This window comes from Photorhabdus sp. S10-54, assembly GCF_963878145.1.
Classification (GTDB): Bacteria; Pseudomonadota; Gammaproteobacteria; order Enterobacterales; family Enterobacteriaceae; genus Photorhabdus; species Photorhabdus kayaii.
On sequence record NZ_CAWNXG010000003.1, the window covers coordinates 87,921 to 107,507 of the forward strand.

Consider the following 19,587-nt stretch of genomic DNA (forward strand, 5'->3'; position numbering starts at 1 on the left):
GGTTAGATAAATGGCTGTAAGAATATATATATAATATTCTGGTATTATAGGAAAAAACGAACACTAAAGATAGTATTATAGTTAATAGTTATTTGTGAAAAATTGTCAAACTTCTTATGTCAAATTTTCATTGACTGGATTTCATTCTCAGAGATAAAAATAACACAAATGCGCTACTTAGAAATTAGTGCTGACTAAAAAAGCCAGCACTTTGTCATTAATCTGAGATATTAATTTGATATCGACACTTTTCTTTGCAGGTTATTATCACCGACCAAAATGCCACCGGCAAAAAGCACAGCATCTTCAGGTAATAATTCATTTTGGCTATCTGTATTTTCTAAGACAAAATTATACACGTTTGATGGTTCTGATTTTCTCTGTTTAACTGAGGTAAGGGTAGTCTGACCCTCACGTGTATGTATTGTATCACCGTCCTTAAGGTCTTCGGCTTTGACTATTCCTCGTAATGTTGAGACAGGATGTGTTGGCGTCAGTGAAACCTGTTCACCGTTATTGTAAATTAAATCAATAAATTCAGTATCGTGACCGACAATACGGCTTTTTACTTGCAAGATACCTCCTTGTTTTGTTAAAACTTTATCGCCAGGGCGTATATTTTCAACTTGCCATTTTGAGCCGTCAGCCATATCTATTAATGTGCCTTCAGCAATACAACCATATTGGATTTGAATGGGTGGATAAATGAGTTGTGACGCGCTCTTCTCACTACCGGGGTTATTGGTATAAGAAAACAGGACAGGAAATACGTTATCACCTTGCACTGTTATAATAGTAGCCTGTAGGTCTAGTATATATCTTTCGTTATTTTTCCAGCATATTGGTCCAAAATCAGCGTAACCTGTGTTTTTAGAAAATTCCCATGATAAATTTGTATTATTGCCTTTAATACGATCATTATTGACTTTTTTATGTTTCCAAAATATATCTTCATTTATATCTCTTGCTAATTTACATGCGCCGCCAGTATCGAGACCGACCAGTGTCAGATCTATCGCTGGTGAAATCCCTTGAGCTGCTATAGGTTTCCTATTTTTATCAATGGCGATAGGGTTCTTGAATGTAACATTACCTATTATTTCCAGCTTGATGGTTGACTGATCATTTGGTTTACCTGGCGACGTAGGACCGTAATCACATTCACTAGGAGCTCCTGGTTCAGGGTTTGCTCTATTTAAGCAAACGATTATCGGTTTCTCGTTCTCTGGTGAATTATTTACATAAACTGGCGCATTGTTTTCCATACTTTGAGGGAAAAAGTTGCTAAAAGAATCTTCAAGGTCTTGCAGCGGCAGTGACTTCTCTACTATTGGCGCGTTATTGAGTGGTATCCCATTTATTTCCCCTTGGAAAAAGGAAATAGCTTGATACGTATTACCATGTTGTCCAGAGGTAGCAAAATTATATTCTGGGGTGGATAGTACAAAGTTCCGTACCCCATTATTCTTTGTACTTTCTCGTACGGATACATGTAGTGTTTTAACATCCTGGTTGTCAGAGCTAATAATTGAGAGGCCGCCCTGTAACTTTGCCTTTCCAGCGTTAGTTTCAATTGTATTGCTGTTTGAAATATTATAACCAGGGAAATATAGGGAAGCAAAAACAGTAGCTGAAATTGATTTGTTATTCTCGTAGAATACTATTCTAGGATGACTAATGTAATTTTTTGGCTTTATAACCGAATCTTGTATTTCAAGTCGTTGTCCATTTTTAAGTAATGCATTTTGGTGTGCTTTCATAGTTTCGATGTCTTCAAAAATATCAGGATGTGTCTGTTCTGTAATATTATGGGATTTTAATAATGCGATATATCTTTTCTCGTTTTGCGGTTGAGTTAAATCGATCAATGTGGGTTGATTAGGTTCAAGACTATTTAATAACTGAGACATAGCCTGGCTTTCTTCGGCAGATAGCTTAATTTTGGTATCAGCAAAGCATGATATTATAGGGGAAAATAGCATGATGAAAAAAACAAGTGCTCTGTTGTATAGAGTCATAATTTTATCCTGTGAAATAATATAGTTTTGTAAGTAATTAATTACATATGCTTTATTTTTTAGTCAATATAATATTAATGCATTACTTCTTTAAACTGATAATTTGCAATTTTTTTAATTTATTTTTGAAATTATGAGTAAGATGAGTAGTAAAGATTCTTACTATAGCAACTGACTGCCTTCTGAAAAATTACACTTATTAGTTGAATCCGCCATATATAATATTTTAAAAGCATAGGAAGAATAGATACTAAAGGTGGTGCTATAATCGTTTATATAATTAATAGTTCTTTATAAAAGATTGTCAAGTTTCTCATATCAGATTGTTAACAAATACCACTATTTTTCTCGTGGGACTTTTATTAAGTGCTATTGCAGTATTCTTCTAGCTTTCATTCTAGAGAAAACCGGTTGACATTGTAGGGAGAAAAGAAGTACGCCCGGTAAAGGAGACGATAGAACAGAGTCTTATGGCTGTTTTTCGTTGGCTGGATTTCATTCTCAACTATAAAAATAATACAAATGCGTTACTTAGAAATTAGTGCTGACTAAAGAAGCCAGCACTTTGTTATTAATCTGAGATATTAATTTGATATCGACACTTTTCTTTGCAGGTTATTATCACCAACCAAAATGCCACCGGCAGAAAGCACAGCATCTTCAGGTAATAATTCACTTTGGCTATCTGTCTTTTCTAAGACAAAATTATACACGTTTGATGGTTCTGATTTTCTCTGTTTAACTGAGGTAAGGGTAATTTGGCCATCAAGTGTATGTATTGTATCACCGGCCTTAAGGTCTTCGGCTTTGACTATTCCCTGTGATGTTGAGACAGGATGAGTTGGCGTCAGTGAGATCTGCTCACCATTATTGTAAATTAAATCAATAAATTCAGTATCGTGACCGACAATACGGCTTTTTACTTGTAAGATACCTCCTTGTTTAGTTAAAACTTTATCGCCTGGGCGTATATTTTCAACTTTCCATTTTGAGCCGTCAGCCATATCTATTAATGTGCCTTCTGCAATGCAACCATATTGGATTTGAATGGGTGGATAAATGAATTGTGAAGCGTCCGCTTTACTACTGGGGTTATTGGTATAAGAAAATAGGACAGGAAATGCGTTATCACCTTGCATTGTTACAATAGTAGCCTGTAGGTCTAGTATATATCTTTCGTTATTTTTCCAGCATACTGGTCCAAAATCAGCGTAACCTGTGTTTTTAGAAAAATCCCATGATAAATTTGTATTATTACCTGTGGCAGGGTCACTAGTGACTTTTGTATGTTTCCAAAATATGCCTTCATCTATTCCTCTTACTTTACATGCCCCTCCAGTATTAAGACCAATTAGTGTCAGATCTGCTTTTGGTTCGATTCCCTGAACTGCTGTAGGCTTCCCTTTTTCATCAACTACGATAGGGTTATTGAATGTAACATTACCTGCTATTTTCAGATTGATATTTGGATTACCGGGTGATGTTGGACCATAATCGCATTGACGAGGAGTTCCTGGTTCAGGGTTTGCTCTATTTAAGCAAACGATTACCGATTGCGTTAATGGATTCTTTACATGAGTCGGCGCGTGGTTATTCATTGTGTGAGGCTGAAAGAGTTTAAAAGGATTTTCTAAGTCTGTCAGTGTATTTGACTTAATTAACATTGGTTTAGGAGGGTTAGATATCCCGTTTTTTTTCCCTTGGTAACGGACAACAGCATAAATAGAATCAAGTTGCTTCAAGGCAGTAAGATTATATTCCTCGGTACTTATTAAAGAGTCCCGTACTTCTGTGTCGATTGCCGTTTTATGTGCGTACATGTGGGTTGCTTTGAACTTCCCCTTTTTGTCTATGCCAACAACTGTGATGCCACTTTGTGACGATGTCTCTTGAGCGTCAGTTTTAATGGTATCTTTGCTTAAAGTAGTAACAGGAGGAAAATATATGGAACTAAAAGCTTGAGCTGAAATTGATTTGGAATCTTCGGAGAATACTATTCTGGGAGTACCAAAATAATTTTCTGGCTCTGTAGGCGAGTTCTCTAATTCAAGCGATTTTCCACTCTCACGTGTTAGCTTCTTCATAAGCTCGATATCTTCAAAAATCTCAGGATGTGTCTGTTTTGTAACACCTTGGGATTTTAATAATGCGATATATCCGTTCTCATTTTCCGATTTAGTTAAATCTATCAATGTCGGTTTATTAGGTTCAATTTTCTCTAATAGCTGAGATATAGCTTGAAGTTCCTTGTCAGATAACTTAATTTCGGTATCCGCATAGCTGGATATTATCGGGGAAAACATCATGATGAAAAGAATAAATATTTTTCTGTATAGAGTCATAATTTTATTCCATGAAGTAATAGAGGATTTGTAAGCAATAACTCACATATATCTTGTGTGCGAGTCACGGCATATCAATAATAATATTAAAATATTACTATTCACTGAATCTTAAACTGATAGTGATAGTGATAGTGATAGTGATAGTATGTTAATATTGTAATTTCATTTGTAAGTTATGATTAAGGCAAATAGTAGATATGCATAAGAATCTCTCCAGTTAAATAAACAGTTGCAAGAATATATATATCATTCTGGTATTACAGAGTAAAAGGAATACTAAATAAAGATGGTATTATAACTAATAGCCCTTTGTAGAAAATTGTCAAGTTTCCCATGTCAAGTTGTTAACAAACTCCACTATTTTTCTTGTAGAGATTTTTTTAACTTCATATTGTTTCGCATCGGCAAAGCTTCATTTCTATCCACAGGAATCTGCGATAAGCTGGATGTCTCACTCACTACAGGCATAAAAAAACATGGAGTGATGCTGAATCTCAGTTACCAATCTTGAAGTTTAAATAAAATAAGATACGGGGCCATACGGCCCCGTGTTACTACAATGTATCGTCAGAAACGCGGGTACTCTCTATTTCTTCCTGTAACTTGTTTCGTTTCAAGTTCCAGAGTGAATCTTCTGACATTTGGACACGAATATCTAAACGACAATATTCGGGAATATCACAGGGTTCCCCGTCTTGGTAGAACACCTGTTTGCCATCATCATCAACAGATTTGAGCCGCCAGTTCTGAAATTTCTCAGGTAAATGCGAATGTTGGCGGTGACAGACTTCAATGATAATAGAACCATCAGGTTGGATATGATCGTCAACGAAAATCAATTCAAGATTATTATTGTTTTGGGGAACAGAAATACCGCCATGCACACCCCAGGCGCCATCAGTGTTATAGCCTGAGATATTTGATATACGGTATATTCCTGTTTCTTCTTTCCTTACTTCTGCACCTTCTGATTCTTCGTTAGTTGAAAATGTGCCATCAGGATAGATTTCTATTATCGGAGAGGATATTTTTAGGTATCCATTAAAATCTGGTTTGGCATTAAGATTGTCCCAAAATTTACGTGTCAGTTTATAATATTCATTTATATGATCTGTACGATATGTATCGCCAAAATGGGTAAAAATCAGCCTGTGGCTCCATACATCGTCTTCCTCTTCGCTTGATTTACCATTTATATTGCTAATTCTTAATTGAACGCCACCATTGCCACGTGGCAGCCCATATTTAGTCAGGAACAACGCGGAGGGGTTAAACCCGGAACAACCATTATGTAGATTTTCCAATCCATCTAGATCACCGTGTTTCATTGAATGTATTACATTATCTGTTGATATCGCTCTTACATCCTCAGCATCAATAGTAATATCCCCGGTTAATGCTTTCCCATTTATTGTTCGGGTGTTGGGTACTTTTTCATTAATATTTTCACGCAATGAATTTATTTCTTTCTGAACAAGCTTTTGCGTTGCTGCCAGCGTGTCATTATCGCCAGGATCATTTGTTAGTTGAACAACACCTTTTTGTGTTAACGAAGCACTGGGAAGATCTGTATCTGTTGATATCGCTCCTACATCCTTAGCATTAATAGTAATATCCTCGGTTAATGCTTTCCCATTTATTGTTCGGGTGTTGGGTACTTTTTCATTAATATTTTCACGCAATGAATTTATTTCTTTCTGAACAAGCTTTTGCGTCGCTGCCAGCGTGTCATTATCGCCAGGATCATTTGTTAGTTGAACAACACCTTTTTGTGTTAACGAAGCACTGGGAAGATCTGTATCTGTTGATATCGCTCCTACATCCTTAGCATTAATAGTAATATCCCCGGTTAATGCTTTCCCATTTATTGTTCGGGTGTTGGGTACTTTTTCATTAATATTTTCACGCAATGAATTTATTTCTTTCTGAACAAGCTTTTGCGTCGCTGCCAGCGTGTCATTATCGCCAATTTCATTTGTTAGTTGGACAATTCCTTTTTGTGTTAATGAGGCATTGGGAATATCTGTTGTGATTTTTTTTTCTAATGCTTTATTTAATTGGTTAATAAGTTTAGCTATATTTCCATCATCCAGAACATCATCACCAGATTGTGTTGCAATAAAATCAGCCACCACTGATGATATGGTTGACGATTGACGTAATGCTTTATTTAAATCATGAGTGATAATTTTTTCATTTTCAAAACCACGATCTAAATTGTTACTTGTTTCATACATTTGTTGGCTCAACACATTAGCATTATTGCCGATAGAAAAAGCTTTAAAATCATTTTTTATATTCATATTCATTCCTTAAATCAAATAACATTATTTTATAGTCAACATATTGAATTATTGAAAAATACTTCAATAATTCATATCAATTACAGTCTAGTTCAGTTAATTAATAATTAAATTCTCTTATGCCTTAAAGGATTAACTATTTTTAGTTAATTGGTGAAAATGAAAAATTCAACATCTGAAAGCTATTGTTTTCTCTCTCAATTTCTTATTGTAAGCCATCCTCAATAATATCCGTGTTATCTAATAATTAATTTACAGTGAAAAGTTTGATTTTATATTAAATGACCAGAAAAAATAATTATTCATTTAATGTTTGATGCCAAAGAAACATCAGCCCGACTTGGTAATACCAAATACCTTTTCCAGTACAGTAACTTTTTTTCAGCTTCCGACAGCATCTCAGTTATGGTGGTGAATAGCACGAGCCTGGAAGAGCCAGTCTGTGGGAGCCGGAAAAAAGGCATTTTGGTCATTACCTGCTGGTACGCGCAGTTTTTCTGTTATGTAAAATATTTTTACACAATTATTGTTGGACTGTGTAACTTAAGATACTAAGTCGTTTAGCTGAGTTTGAAGAGATTTATTGTTAAGAGGGAAGTTTAGTTCTCTAGCTGCGTGTCATTATGCTATCTGAATGACAGCTAAATGGTGGTGATCTCACTGTTAATGCAAAGTTAATAATAATATTTTCTTAAGGATCAAAATAAGAAGCTAATTTTAAAAGCCATTTCACAGCAATATAGAAATCAATATTTATCTAAATAAACAAATAATTAACAATATATCAACCAAAATGAAATAATAGACAAAGTAATTAACACTAACCAGAAAAAGATACCTAAAATCAAGTTATTACTATAGCATTATTGTTTTAATTTGCTTAAATTGACTTGGATCAAGTTAATTCCCATTAAACAATGACCGCAATTCTTGACCTATATTCAGAATTCTAATCTGAATCACGTAAAACCTATTTATTGTATGGGAATATAAGCGTACTATACTATTAGTCTAATTAGTTTTTAATTTACTTGGTTATGAGTTGTTATTTTAAAGGCATTTATTGCTGGTAGTTACGAGGCTTCCACATGAGTACTTTGAGAAAAGTGCTTATATGAAGTCAGGTTGCCGCAAGTCGGTGTCTTCCTGCTAGGAGCAAGGAGTCAAGATGTTTGATATTGTCGAACTGTCACGATTACAGTTTGCCTTAACTGCAATGTATCACTTTCTATTCGTTCCACTAACGCTTGGTATGGCGTTTTTGCTGGCGATCATGGAAACGGTATATGTGCTCTCTGGTAAACAAATTTATAAAGATATGACAAAATTCTGGGGCAAGTTATTTGGTATTAACTTTGCTCTGGGGGTTGCAACAGGGTTGACTATGGAGTTCCAGTTCGGGACTAACTGGTCATATTTCTCTCACTATGTCGGTGACATTTTCGGTGCGCCTCTGGCGATTGAAGGCCTGATGGCGTTCTTCCTGGAGTCTACATTCGTAGGCTTGTTCTTCTTCGGTTGGGATCGTCTCAGTAAGACACAACATCTGGCGGTAACTTGGTTGGTCGCATTAGGATCTAACTTCTCTGCACTTTGGATTTTGGTTGCTAACGGTTGGATGCAAAACCCAATTGCTTCTGATTTCAACTTTGAAACCATGCGTATGGAGATGGTAAGTTTCTCTGAACTGGTGCTGAACCCGGTTGCTCAGGTGAAATTTGTTCATACCGTTGCCGCGGGTTATGTGACCGGGGCGATCTTCGTTCTCGGTATCAGCTCTTACTACCTGCTTAAAGGCCGTGATATTCCATTTGCCAAACGTTCATTTGCGATTGCTTCAAGCTTTGGTATCGCGGCTGTGCTGTCTGTTATTATATTGGGCGATGAATCTGGTTACGAAATGGGCGATGTACAGAAGACTAAGCTGGCCGCCATCGAAGCTGAATGGGAAACCCAACCACCGCCGGCCGCTTTTACACTGATAGGTATCCCGGATCAGGATAAAATGGAAAACAAATATGCCATTCAGATCCCTTATCTTATGGGGCTGATTGCTACCCGTTCTGTTGATACTCCGGTCATTGGTCTGCGTGATTTGATGGACCAGCACGAGCAGCGTATTCGTAATGGTATAAAGGCTTATCATCTGTTGGAAGAGTTGCGTGCAGGTAACACCGACCCGACTGTTCGTATTGCATTCAATGAGAATAAACAAGATCTGGGTTATGGCATGTTGCTGAAACGTTATACCAGCAAAGTGACTGATGCCAGTGAAGAACAAATCAAAGCAGCCGCAAAAGATTCTATTCCTCGTGTTGCGCCGCTCTATTTTGCATTCCGTATCATGGTTGCGGCCGGCTTCCTGATGTTATTGTTGATCGGTCTGGCGTTTTGGAGTGTTATCCGTGGCCGCATTGGTAAACAAAAATGGTTACTGCGCGCCGCCCTGTACAGTATTCCATTGCCGTGGATTGCCATAGAATCAGGTTGGTTTGTGGCGGAATATGGTCGTCAACCGTGGGCGATTGGTGAAGTTCTGCCAACGGCGGTGGCGAGTTCCAATTTAACTGCCGGCGATATCTTGTTCTCTATGGCGCTGATTTGTGGCCTTTATACCTTATTCCTGATTGCAGAAATGTTTTTGATGTTCAAATTTGCCCGCCTTGGCCCAAGTAGCCTGAAAACGGGTCGTTACCATTTTGAACAGAAAACAACTTCAGCACCCGATGCTCAGTAAACAGGAGTCCACTTATGTTTGATTATGAAGTACTACGATTTATATGGTGGCTACTGATTGGTGTATTGCTAATCGGTTTTGCGGTAACTGATGGTTTTGATATGGGAGTCGGTATCCTATTACGTATCATCGGCAAAAACGATACTGAGCGTCGCATCATGATTAACTCAGTGGCGCCGCATTGGGATGGTAACCAGGTTTGGCTGATTACTGCCGGTGGAGCGCTGTTCGCCGCATGGCCGATGGTTTATGCCGCGGCATTCTCTGGCTTCTATGTTGCTATGATCTTGGTGTTATCTGCGTTGTTCTTTCGTCCGGTTGGTTTTGATTACCGCTCCAAACTGGAAAGCCGCAAGTGGCGTAACATGTGGGATTGGGGAATATTTGTCGGTAGCTTTGTTCCACCATTAGTTATCGGTGTGGCATTCGGTAATTTATTACAGGGGGTGCCGTTTAACGTTGATTCCCAACTCCGTCTGTTCTATACCGGCTCCTTTTTTGGATTGCTCAACCCGTACGGTTTATTGGCGGGAATTATCAGCTTGATGATGATTGTGACTCAGGGGGCAACTTATCTGCAAATGCGTACTACGGGTGAGCTACGTCTGCGTTCTCGTGTCGCAACTTATCTCTGTGCGCTGGTGACAATGGTGGCTTTCCTGTTGGCAGGTGTATGGCTGATTTATGGTATTGATGGCTATGTTGTGACTGGCGGTTTGGATACAATGGCTCAGTCTAATCCGTTACATAAAGAAGTCGCTCATCAGGCGGGTGCCTGGTTGACTAACTTTAACAACTATCCGTGGTTGTGGGTACTACCGGCACTGGGTGTGGCTTCGCCTTTGCTGACGATGCTGATGACGCGTATGAATAAAGCTGGGTGGGCGTTCCTGTTCTCTTCACTGACAATTGCTGGCATCATTCTGGCCTGCGGTGTAACGATGTTCCCATTTGTGATGCCTTCAATCACTGATCCTAACGTCAGCCTGACGATGTGGGATGCCACTTCAAGCCTGATGACGCTGCGTGTCATGTCTGTAGTTGCATTGATTTTTGTCCCAATTGTTCTAGGATATACCATTTGGTGTTACTACAAAATGTTTGGGCGTTTGGATAAAAGCTTTATTGAAGATAACAAACATTCACTGTACTAAGGAGCATAAAGCATGTGGTATTTTGCTTGGATTCTCGGAACGCTCTTGGCGTGTAGTTTCGCTATAATCGCAGCCTTGGCGCTTGAGCATAATGAAGAAGAAAAAGCCGCTAAAAATGGCGAGAAGTCGTGTTGATAGATAAATATTATCGGCTAATGGATAAAGGTCCTGTACGGGGCCTTATCCTTATTATGGCATTAGTGTTTGCGGCTTGTGTATTCTGGGACCCTACTCGTTTTGCGGCTAACACCAGTTCATTGCAGATTTGGCAAAGTATTTTGCTAATATGGTCTGTATGTACAGGTGTGACTTTCGGGGTGGGTTTTCAGCCAAGAAATATTGTCTGGCGTATCTTTTTCTCTCCTCTGCCGGCATTCTTGATTTTGATTTGGGGTTTGTATCATTTCTTTGTGCGTTAATTTTGCATGTTATGGGGCTTTTAACCCATAAATTTTTTATTTGCACATTATTCCAAAGCCGCATTGTCTTAAGTATAGTGGCAGCGTTAATTCGCCTTATGTAGGATTGAAAGTGAGTAATACGTTGTTCCGGTGGCCCATTCGTATTTATTACGAAGATACAGATGTGAGTGGGATAGTTTATAATGGCCGTTATGTTGTCTTTTATGAAAGAGCACGTACTGAGATGTTACGTCAGCATGGAATTCATCAACAGCGTTTACTTGATGAACAAATTGCCTTTGTTGTTCGGCGTATGATGGTTGATTACCGAGCCCCGGCCCGGCTTGATGATATGTTGGAGGTGCAGAGTGAAATTACGGATATTCGTAGAGCGTCTTTGACATTTATTCAACGCATTGTTGATGGAAATGGAACAATTATTAACAGCGCAGAAGTTTTAGTCGCCTGCGTGAATACATCTCAAATGAAGCCAATTGCGCTTCCAAAGTCTATTGTCGCGGAGTTTAAGCAGTGACTGACATGAACATTCTAGATTTATTCCTGAAAGCGGGCCTTTTGGTGCAGCTGATCATGCTTATTTTGATCTGCTTTTCCGTTGCTTCATGGGCGATCATTATTCAAAGGACCAAAATTCTCAATGCAGCAACTCGAGAAGCGGAAGCGTTTGAAGATAAATTCTGGTCGGGTATTGAATTATCACGCTTATATAAGGAAAGTCAGTCGCGTCGAGATTCTTTAGGTGGAACAGAACAAATTTTTTATTCTGGATTTAAAGAATTTGCCCGTCTGCGCCATGCAAATAATCATGCTCCAGAAGCGGTAGTAACAGGGGCTTCGCGTGCAATGCGTATCTCAATGAATCGTGAATTGGAATCGCTGGAAAGTCATATTCCATTCTTGGGGACAGTTGGCTCAATTAGTCCATATATCGGTCTATTTGGTACAGTTTGGGGGATCATGCATGCATTTATCGCGTTAGGTGCGGTAAAACAGGCCACTCTCCAAATGGTAGCGCCGGGTATTGCAGAAGCGTTGATTGCAACGGCGATTGGTCTGTTTGCGGCGATTCCGGCAGTTATGGCATACAACCGCTTGAATCAGCGTGTTAATAAGCTGGAGCAAAATTACGATAACTTTATGGAAGAGTTTTTGGCTATTTTGCATCGTCAGGCTTTCGCTGCTGAAAATAAAGCAGAGAACAAATAGTAGGAGAGGCTATGGCACGCACTCGTAGTCGCAAGCGTGAGCTGAAATCCGAAATCAATATCGTTCCCTTACTGGACGTATTGCTGGTTCTGTTGCTTATTTTTATGGCAACAGCGCCGATTATCACTCAAAGCGTAGAGGTTGATCTGCCGGATGCGGTAGATTCTAAAACGGTTTCTAACTCTGATAATCCACCGGTAATCGTGGAGGTTTCTGGTGTTGGTCAGTACACCATGATAGTTAACCATGAACGATTGGAATTATTGCCTGAGCCGCAGATTATTGCGGAAGCGCAGGCACGAATAAAAGAGAATCCAAAAACCGTTTTCTTGATCGGTGGTTCGAAAGAAGTGCCTTACGATGAGATTATTAAGGCACTCAACATGCTGCATCAGGCAGGTGTGAAATCCGTTGGCTTAATGACTCAGCCTATCTGAGTTTGGCCGGCAGTTGCTGTTATTTGAAGATCTTGGATATCGAGCGTGGGAAAGACAAACGGGCAAAACAATAAATTAAATCGCGCTGTTATCGTTTCGGTTGTGTTGCATATTATTTTGATTGGGTTACTTATTTGGGGTTCCCTGACACGAAAAACTGAAATGGGTGGTGGTGGTCAGGAAGGTTCTGTTATTGATGCTGTTATGGTCGATTCGAATGCGGTAGTACAACAGTACAATCAACAGCAACAACAACAGGCTGATGCTAAGCGTGCAGAACAGTTACGAAAGAAGAAAGCCGAACAGCAGAGCGCTGAATTAAGGGAAAAACAGGCTGAAGAACAGGAACGTTTAAAAGCGGTAGAAGAAGAGCGAATTAAAGCGCAACAGGCAGCGGAAGAACAGAAAAAGCAGGCTGTAGAGGCAGCAAACAAAGCCCGTGAAGAGCAAAAACAGGCAGAAGAAGCTGCGGCAAAGGCTAAGGCTGAAAAAGAAAAACTGATTAAAGAGCAGGCTGAGGCACAGAAGAAAGCCGAAGCTGAAGCTAAGAAAGCGGCTGCTGCTAAACAAAAAGCTGTGGAAGAAGCGAAAACCAAAGCAGAAGCTGAGGCTAAAGCAGAAGCCAAGGCTGAAGCGGATGCTAAAGCCAAAGCTGAGGCAGATGCAAAGGCTAAAGCCAAGGCCGAAGCTGACGCTAAGAAAAAAGCTGCTGCGCAAGCCGCTAAACAGGAAAGTGAAGTTGATGACTTACTGGGTGGCTTAACTTCCAATGCACCGAAACAGCAGGGAGGGGCTTCTGCCGCCGGTAAAGGTGGCGGTAAGAAAAGTGGCGCTTCAAATGCTGACATTAATAACTATCTGGGGCAGATCCAGATAGCGATACAGAATAAGTTTTACGATCCAAGCATGTATCGTGGGCGTACCTGTGCATTACGGATTAAACTTGCTCCTGATGGCTTGTTAATTGATGTAAAGTCAGAGGGGGGAGACCAGGCGTTGTGCCAAGCGGCGGTAGCGGCGGCTAAACAAGCGAAAATTCCGAAACCGCCAAGCAAGGAGGTTTATGAAGCGTTTAAAAACGCGCTGCTTGATTTCAAACCTCAATAAAGTTGTTATTTAGAAGTTGTTAATAACAAACAAAACCATTCAATGTTATTAAGCTATCTGGTTTTGTTTGTTGACGTTTGTTAATATTCTGCGAATTATTGCGACTATTCCATCGTGATAAGGGAGAGATTAATGAGGCAGGCTTTTAAAGTAGTACTAGGCATTTTAATGTTGTGGGCCACGGTTGCTTACGCAGAAGTTCGTATCGAGATCACCCAAGGTGTCGATTCTGCACGTCCTATTGGCGTTGTCCCCTTTAAATGGACTGGAGCGGGTAATGCACCGGAAGAGATAGGGGTGATCGTTGGCGCTGATCTTCGCAACAGCGGTAAATTTAACCCTATTGATATTGGCCGTATGCCACAGCAACCAACGACGGCATCTGAGGTAACACCTGCTGCATGGTCGGCGTTGGGGATTGACGCTGTTGTTGTTGGGCAGATTCAACCAAGCGCAGATGGTGGTTTTTTGATCTCTTATCAGTTGGTTGATACTTCGAGTGCTCCGGGTACAGTACTTGCTCAGGATCAGTTTAAAGTGACCAAACAATGGTTGCGTTATGCTGCGCATACAGCCAGTGATCAAGTATTTGAAAAACTGACGGGCATCAAAGGCGCATTCCGTACTCGTCTGGCTTACATTGTAAAGACTAATGGCGGTAAATATCCGTATGAACTGCGTGTATCTGATTACGATGGTTACAACCAGTTCACTGTTCACCGTTCGCCAGAACCGTTGATGTCGCCGGCATGGTCTCCTGATGGCGCCAAACTGGCTTATGTGACATTTGAAAGTGGCCATTCTGCCTTGGTTATTCAAACTTTGGCGAGTGGTGAAGTACGTCAGGTTGCTTCCTTCCCGCGTCATAACGGTGCACCTGCATTTTCCCCTGATGGCAGTAAATTGGCATTTGCTCTGTCTAAATCGGGTAGTTTGAATCTTTACGTGATGGATTTGAGTTCGTCTCAGATTCGTCAGGTTACAGATGGCCGCAGTAACAATACTGAGCCAAGTTGGATGCCGGATAGCCAGACTTTGGTTTATACCTCTGATCAGGGTGGCCGTCCACAGTTATACAAAATCGATATTAATGGCGGTGCTCCGCAACGCCTCACTTGGGAAGGCACACAAAACCAGGATGCTGATGTAAGCGCGGATGGTAATTTTGTGGTGATGGTCAGCTCAGAGAGTGGTAAGCAGCACATAGCTAAACAAGATCTGGCAACGGGAGCCGTTCAAATTTTGACGGACACGTTCCTGGATGAAACGCCGAGTATCGCACCTAACGGCACTATGGTGATTTATAGCTCCACCCAAGGGTTGGGGACTGTATTGCAGCTAGTTTCGACTGACGGGCGTTTCAAAGCGCGTCTTCCGGCAACCGATGGACAGGTAAAATTTCCTGCCTGGTCGCCGTATCTGTGATGCATAATAATATGTATGGCAAATTTTAAAAGGATCAAAGAGATGCAACTGAACAAAGTGCTAAAAGGGCTGATGTTAGCTTTACCAGTTATGGCCGTAGCAGCGTGTAGTTCTAACAAGAATGCTGATAACGATCAGACTGGTGTAGGCACTGTTAACGAAACTAATGCGGGTCTGTCAGCAGAGGAATTAGCTCGTCAGCAAATGCAAGAGCTACAAAACAACAACATCGTATATTTCGGTTTTGACAAATACGACATCAACTCAGATTTTACTCAGCTGCTAGACGCTCACGCGGCATTCCTGCGCAACAACCCATCTTACAAAGTTGTTGTAGAAGGTCATGCTGACGAACGTGGTACTCCTGAGTACAACATCGCATTAGGTGAACGCCGTGCTAATGCAGTGAAAATGTACCTGCAAGGCAAAGGTGTTTCCGGTGAGCAAATCTCTATCGTCTCTTACGGTAAAGAAAAACCTGCTGTACTGGGTCACGACGAAGCCGCCTATGCTAAAAACCGTCGCGCAGTACTGGCATATTAAGAGTAGTTCATGAACAGTAACTTCAGACATCATTTTTTGGGTCTGTCGTTATTGGTTGGCGTAGCGGTTCCTTGGGCCGCTATTGCCCAAGCGCCAATCAGTAATGTCGGATCGGGTTCTACCGATGAGCGCCTTACCCAACTAGAGCGTATTTCCAATGCTCACAGTCAGCTATTAACGCAGCTCCAGCAACAACTGGCTGATTCTCAACGTGATATTGACATGCTTCGAGGGCAGATTCAGGAGAATCAGTATCAGCTCAATCAGATTATAGAGCGGCAGAAGGATATCTATCAGCAACTGGAAGGGGCTACCAGTTCTGAGGGGAGTAAACCTACTGCAAATACAGCTTCTTCAACGGCAAGTAATAATAGTAGCAATCAGGCATCATCATCTGTCGGCACGGGCAGTGAGAAGGGTGATTATGATGCTGCTGTTCATTTGGCGGTGAATACCAAAGAGTACGATAAAGCGATTATAGCCTTTCAGCGTTTCGTGAAGAGTTATCCAAAATCGAGTTATATGCCCAATGCTAATTACTGGTTAGGGCAACTTCATTATAACAAGGGTAAGAAAGACGAAGCCGCTTATTACTTTGCTACGGTAGTAAAAGAGTATCCAAAGTCGCAGAAGAGTGGTGAATCGCTTTATAAGGTTGGTTTAATCATGCAGGACAAGGGCCAGAAGGATAAAGCAAGATCGGTTTATCAACAGGTCATGAAACAATATCCTGGTTCGAACGCAGCTAAACTGGCGGAGAAAAAGCTTTCTACGCTGTAATTATTGGCCCCGGAAGGGTGTAGTAATACATTTTCGGGGTTGGTTGAGCATTTAATAAGCATTTAAACGTAATTTTTAAAAATAATCATTGCGTGGCGTGGAGAAATCAGTAATATATGCCGCCGTTGCCGAGAGAAGTCACAAGATGGGTCGTTAGCTCAGTCGGTAGAGCAGTTGACTTTTAATCAATTGGTCGCAGGTTCGAATCCTGCACGACCCACCATCTTAAGGCTTCATTCAAAAACAAATCTCCTAGATGGGTCGTTAGCTCAGTCGGTAGAGCAGTTGACTTTTAATCAATTGGTCGCAGGTTCGAATCCTGCACGACCCACCATCTTAAAGCTTCATTCAAAAACAAATCTCCTAGATGGGTCGTTAGCGCAATCGGTAGAACAGGTGACTTTTAATCAATGGGTTGCAGGTTCGAGCCGAGCGAAGCGAGACAACAGCGCGTGAGCGCTGGCCCGAAGGGCGAGGCCACAGGCCGAGTCATCCTGCACGACCCACCATCTTAAAGCTTCATTCAAAAACAAATCTCCTAGATGGGTCGTTAGCGCAATCGGTAGAGCCGTTGACTTTTAATCAATGGGTTGCAGGTTCGAGCCGAGCAGAATTTTGTTTAGGGCAGTTTCCTACCCTAAATCTGTTAGTGGTGAGCTATTTCTTTTCTGGCTAACTCAGCTAGAAAAGCAGATCGGTTTTTATAGTGTCTGTTTTTCTCAATGTAGCGATCTATAGCAGTTAATAGATTGCCAGGCATGGTTAAATTGAATTTGATGGCTTTTGACTCATATTTTGCTGGATCTAACTCGATAAGAGCAATAACCCCTCCATCCTCAGACAAACGAGGATCACCAATGTAATCGGATGAGTCTTTAGGGGCAGGGACATAGCCGCCGTGTTCGGTTAAAACATTCATGTGTTGCCCAAATGCTTTTTCTGCATCACGGATAGCATCTTCTAAAGTGTTGCCAGCAAAAAAACAGCCTTCGACATCGGGGAAGTAACCGTCAAACCCATCTTCTGTTTTAAATATAAAGAGTGGATAAATCATAGTATTACCTCTAATCAGCTTTGCAAATAAAGGGCGGTATAACTGCGCCTGTTATGCCTTATCATAGTAATTTCAGCCCTGAAATATTTTGCGCCTGCCGGATGACACCTTTTGATGAGTCTTTTCTTGGATGTGGTATTGTGATTATTTTCGCAACACCGGGTTTAGTTAGAGTGATATGGCTACCGTCTTGTCTAGCTTTAACCCATCCGTCAGCTATTAGGAGTTTTATTAGCTCTGCACTACCCATCAATCCTCCTTTGGTTAATGTATGGGTATAATACCCATACATTAATTCCGCTATCAATATGTTTGTAGGTGTTGTGCCTGCTTTTTTATAGGAGCGAAACATGACAAATGTAAACCCGTTTATCCAGTGATTGGTTGAAGCGCGGGCGGCGCAAGGGGTTCTGGCGACATGAGAAACTGATATTCCCTGATGTAGCATCAACATGGCCATCAACCCGCGTGCATAGTCTTTATCGCTGGTTTTTTATGGGTAATTTTTTTCATCTGGCGGCGTTTATTTCTAGATATTGGAGTAATGACGGCATTACTCAACTGGTTAGTGATTTGTTTTGATTTGACGACTAATCAGATCGCAAAAATCGGACTTAGTTCCTTTCAAGGGATCTGCAATTTTGAAATTTTATTTAGACAATATTCATCATTATTTTATTTTCCAAATTATACCAATGTATAGATCATAATTAACCTGATTGATTTTAATGCTGAGATTTAATGTATTCCAGAAAAAATTCTGCCTACTAATCATTTAATACTGATATAACCATGAGGTTATCTTATTATTTTTACATCACTGATAAAGTTCAATATTTAACTACTCAGAGTAAATGCTAAGTTAAATTTCACCGATAAGATCACCTGCTATATAGACAGTCAAATAACCGTAATAATAAGGAAACAATAAAATGGCACGAGTATATATAAACCCTAATCAGACTCTTGATATTTATAAGAATGGCAGTATATTAGTTCCTGCTCACCAACCTCATATAACTATAAAAAACGTTAGTTTAGCGCTAGTTAAAGTGAGTAGCTACTGGGCATCCTTAGTTGGAGATTATACTCTGTATAATTCTATAGAGATCTATCCCGGCAGAACTGAAATACTTGTACCGCCTCCTAATCTTATTTACTACTATAAAGTTACAGCTACTAATCTCGCCAGTTATTTAAACGCAGAAATTGAAGTGGAGGTTGGGTCGAATAATAATCCTCTCTTTTAACATGAGCCTTTCCCGAGAAAATGTCCAAGGTTGGTCAACGTCAGTGGTGCACCTCTGAACATCATTACAGTGGCATTAATCAGGGCATTCTGTCGATATTTGTGAAATAGCGCTAAGGCGTACGGGAAAAAGATCTGACATACATTACGAACAGGCATAGAGGTGATTCCATTGAATTGGTTGAGCAATCGGTGGATCACAAACACTCTATGCCTGTCTCATTTTCTGGGGACTTCTCAGTGTCCTCGATTTATTTTGCCAACTGCAGTCTCTAAGTCTTTGACCATCAATCCAGATTGTTCCATTCTGAATTTGATAGCTTCGATTGGATCTGGCGGCGGGTCGATAGGGTAGTGTTCTGCTTCATAGACTTCAATCAGTAGAACCATAACTTCCATATGGGCGAATTCAGGTGTGCCGATTTCAGGTTGATTATCAAACAGAGAGGCAACAGTTTTTAATGCTTCTTGATAGTCTTGTTCTGTTCTAATGGGTTTAATGCTCATTGTTCACTCCACAGCTCTACTTTGTCGATAACCGCGTTAACCCGGTAGCTCCATCATATTATTGAAATCTTCCAGTGTCAGCACTCTCATTTACCGACACATTTTCAGAACTGGCAACTTAAGTGCATCGATGATAACAACAAGCGTGTCTTCTACAAAGATGGAAAATCCTATGATATTCCTGAACATTGCCGCTTAGATATTTTTGTTCAAATGCTAGAATATTCAGTTTGGAATTTAAAATAGAAAAAATTACAGGATGAAATAGAAAGAATAAAATAAAAATAATTTCCAGATGTT

At 40.3% G+C, this 19,587-nt stretch carries 18 protein-coding genes, 3 tRNA genes, 1 other RNA gene and 1 pseudogene; 16 read left to right on the plus strand and 7 right to left on the minus strand.

Going from position 1 to position 19,587, the window contains the following annotated elements; genetic code table 11:
• Positions 1-230: 230 nt before the first annotated feature.
• The 4 genes from AACQ83_RS02690 to AACQ83_RS24510 form a co-directional block, all read right to left on the minus strand.
• Positions 231-2,018, minus strand: a complete 1,788-nt coding sequence (locus AACQ83_RS02690; RefSeq protein WP_112876190.1) for a Hint domain-containing protein — start codon at positions 2,016-2,018, stop codon at positions 231-233.
• Between the two features lie 584 nt (positions 2,019-2,602).
• Positions 2,603-4,360, minus strand: coding sequence for a Hint domain-containing protein (locus tag AACQ83_RS02695; RefSeq protein WP_112876189.1), 1,758 nt, complete (start codon positions 4,358-4,360; stop codon positions 2,603-2,605).
• 557 nt (positions 4,361-4,917) lie between these two features.
• The gene (locus tag AACQ83_RS02700; protein ID WP_240000680.1) at positions 4,918-6,666 is read right to left on the minus strand and encodes a phage tail fiber protein; all 1,749 of its coding nucleotides are present in this window, start codon (positions 6,664-6,666) and stop codon (positions 4,918-4,920) included.
• A 302-nt stretch (positions 6,667-6,968) separates the two neighbouring features.
• Entirely contained in the window at positions 6,969-7,139 is a 171-nt protein-coding gene (locus AACQ83_RS24510) for a tail fiber assembly protein (RefSeq protein ID WP_112876188.1), read from the minus strand.
• 695 nt (positions 7,140-7,834) lie between these two features.
• Here AACQ83_RS24510 and cydA point away from each other — a divergent pair.
• From cydA to AACQ83_RS02775, 15 genes are all read left to right on the plus strand, one after another.
• On the plus strand, positions 7,835-9,403 hold the full coding sequence (gene cydA, locus AACQ83_RS02705) for a cytochrome ubiquinol oxidase subunit I (protein WP_112876187.1): 1,569 nt from the start codon (positions 7,835-7,837) through the stop codon (positions 9,401-9,403).
• A gap of 14 nt (positions 9,404-9,417) precedes the next feature.
• Positions 9,418-10,557: a cytochrome d ubiquinol oxidase subunit II gene (gene cydB / locus AACQ83_RS02710; protein WP_112876186.1), complete on the plus strand. Its 1,140-nt coding sequence runs from the start codon at positions 9,418-9,420 to the stop codon at positions 10,555-10,557.
• A 12-nt stretch (positions 10,558-10,569) separates the two neighbouring features.
• Positions 10,570-10,692: a cytochrome bd-I oxidase subunit CydX gene (gene cydX, locus AACQ83_RS02715; RefSeq protein WP_112876185.1), complete on the plus strand. Its 123-nt coding sequence runs from the start codon at positions 10,570-10,572 to the stop codon at positions 10,690-10,692.
• Entirely contained in the window at positions 10,686-10,976 is a 291-nt protein-coding gene (ybgE, locus tag AACQ83_RS02720) for a cyd operon protein YbgE (protein WP_112876184.1), read from the plus strand. The genes cydX and ybgE overlap by 7 nt, the downstream gene beginning before the upstream one ends.
• 112 nt (positions 10,977-11,088) lie before the next feature.
• Positions 11,089-11,493, plus strand: coding sequence for a tol-pal system-associated acyl-CoA thioesterase (gene ybgC, locus AACQ83_RS02725; RefSeq protein ID WP_112876183.1), 405 nt, complete (start codon positions 11,089-11,091; stop codon positions 11,491-11,493).
• Positions 11,490-12,185: a Tol-Pal system protein TolQ gene (gene tolQ / locus AACQ83_RS02730; RefSeq protein WP_036812848.1), complete on the plus strand. Its 696-nt coding sequence runs from the start codon at positions 11,490-11,492 to the stop codon at positions 12,183-12,185. The genes ybgC and tolQ overlap by 4 nt, the downstream gene beginning before the upstream one ends.
• Before the next feature lie 11 nt (positions 12,186-12,196).
• The gene (gene tolR, locus AACQ83_RS02735; protein WP_112876182.1) at positions 12,197-12,622 is read left to right on the plus strand and encodes a colicin uptake protein TolR; all 426 of its coding nucleotides are present in this window, start codon (positions 12,197-12,199) and stop codon (positions 12,620-12,622) included.
• A gap of 45 nt (positions 12,623-12,667) precedes the next feature.
• Positions 12,668-13,729: a cell envelope integrity protein TolA gene (gene tolA / locus AACQ83_RS02740; protein WP_112876181.1), complete on the plus strand. Its 1,062-nt coding sequence runs from the start codon at positions 12,668-12,670 to the stop codon at positions 13,727-13,729.
• A 132-nt stretch (positions 13,730-13,861) separates the two neighbouring features.
• Positions 13,862-15,154 carry a Tol-Pal system beta propeller repeat protein TolB gene (gene tolB / locus AACQ83_RS02745; RefSeq protein WP_112876180.1) on the plus strand — a complete coding sequence of 431 codons (1,293 nt, stop codon included), beginning with the start codon at positions 13,862-13,864 and terminating at the stop codon, positions 15,152-15,154.
• 42 nt (positions 15,155-15,196) lie between these two features.
• Positions 15,197-15,697: a peptidoglycan-associated lipoprotein Pal gene (gene pal, locus AACQ83_RS02750; RefSeq protein WP_112876179.1), complete on the plus strand. Its 501-nt coding sequence runs from the start codon at positions 15,197-15,199 to the stop codon at positions 15,695-15,697.
• Between the two features lie 9 nt (positions 15,698-15,706).
• Positions 15,707-16,477, plus strand: a complete 771-nt coding sequence (cpoB, locus tag AACQ83_RS02755) for a cell division protein CpoB (RefSeq protein WP_112876178.1) — start codon at positions 15,707-15,709, stop codon at positions 16,475-16,477.
• Between the two features lie 147 nt (positions 16,478-16,624).
• Positions 16,625-16,700, plus strand: a tRNA-Lys gene (locus AACQ83_RS02760).
• A gap of 35 nt (positions 16,701-16,735) precedes the next feature.
• Positions 16,736-16,811, plus strand: a tRNA-Lys gene (locus AACQ83_RS02765).
• A 42-nt stretch (positions 16,812-16,853) separates the two neighbouring features.
• Positions 16,854-16,986: non-coding RNA, RtT sRNA (locus AACQ83_RS02770), on the plus strand.
• A gap of 43 nt (positions 16,987-17,029) precedes the next feature.
• Positions 17,030-17,087 (plus strand) — tRNA-Lys (locus tag AACQ83_RS02775).
• Positions 17,088-17,123: 36 nt separating this feature from the next.
• On the opposite strand, the gene AACQ83_RS02780 is transcribed toward AACQ83_RS02775, so the two are convergent.
• Both AACQ83_RS02780 and AACQ83_RS24515 read right to left on the minus strand, forming a co-directional pair.
• Positions 17,124-17,531: a type II toxin-antitoxin system HicB family antitoxin gene (locus AACQ83_RS02780; protein WP_112876177.1), complete on the minus strand. Its 408-nt coding sequence runs from the start codon at positions 17,529-17,531 to the stop codon at positions 17,124-17,126.
• A gap of 61 nt (positions 17,532-17,592) precedes the next feature.
• Entirely contained in the window at positions 17,593-17,991 is a 399-nt protein-coding gene (locus AACQ83_RS24515) for a type II toxin-antitoxin system HicA family toxin (RefSeq protein WP_387440212.1), read from the minus strand.
• A gap of 472 nt (positions 17,992-18,463) precedes the next feature.
• On the opposite strand from AACQ83_RS24515, the gene AACQ83_RS02795 reads away from it, so the two are divergent.
• The gene (locus tag AACQ83_RS02795) at positions 18,464-18,781 is read left to right on the plus strand and encodes a hypothetical protein (RefSeq protein ID WP_112876176.1); all 318 of its coding nucleotides are present in this window, start codon (positions 18,464-18,466) and stop codon (positions 18,779-18,781) included.
• 245 nt (positions 18,782-19,026) lie between these two features.
• On the opposite strand, the pseudogene AACQ83_RS02800 reads toward AACQ83_RS02795, so the two are convergent.
• Positions 19,027-19,287 (minus strand): annotated as a pseudogene (locus tag AACQ83_RS02800) (helix-turn-helix domain-containing protein); the annotation flags it as partial.
• Positions 19,288-19,587: the final 300 nt, after the last annotated feature.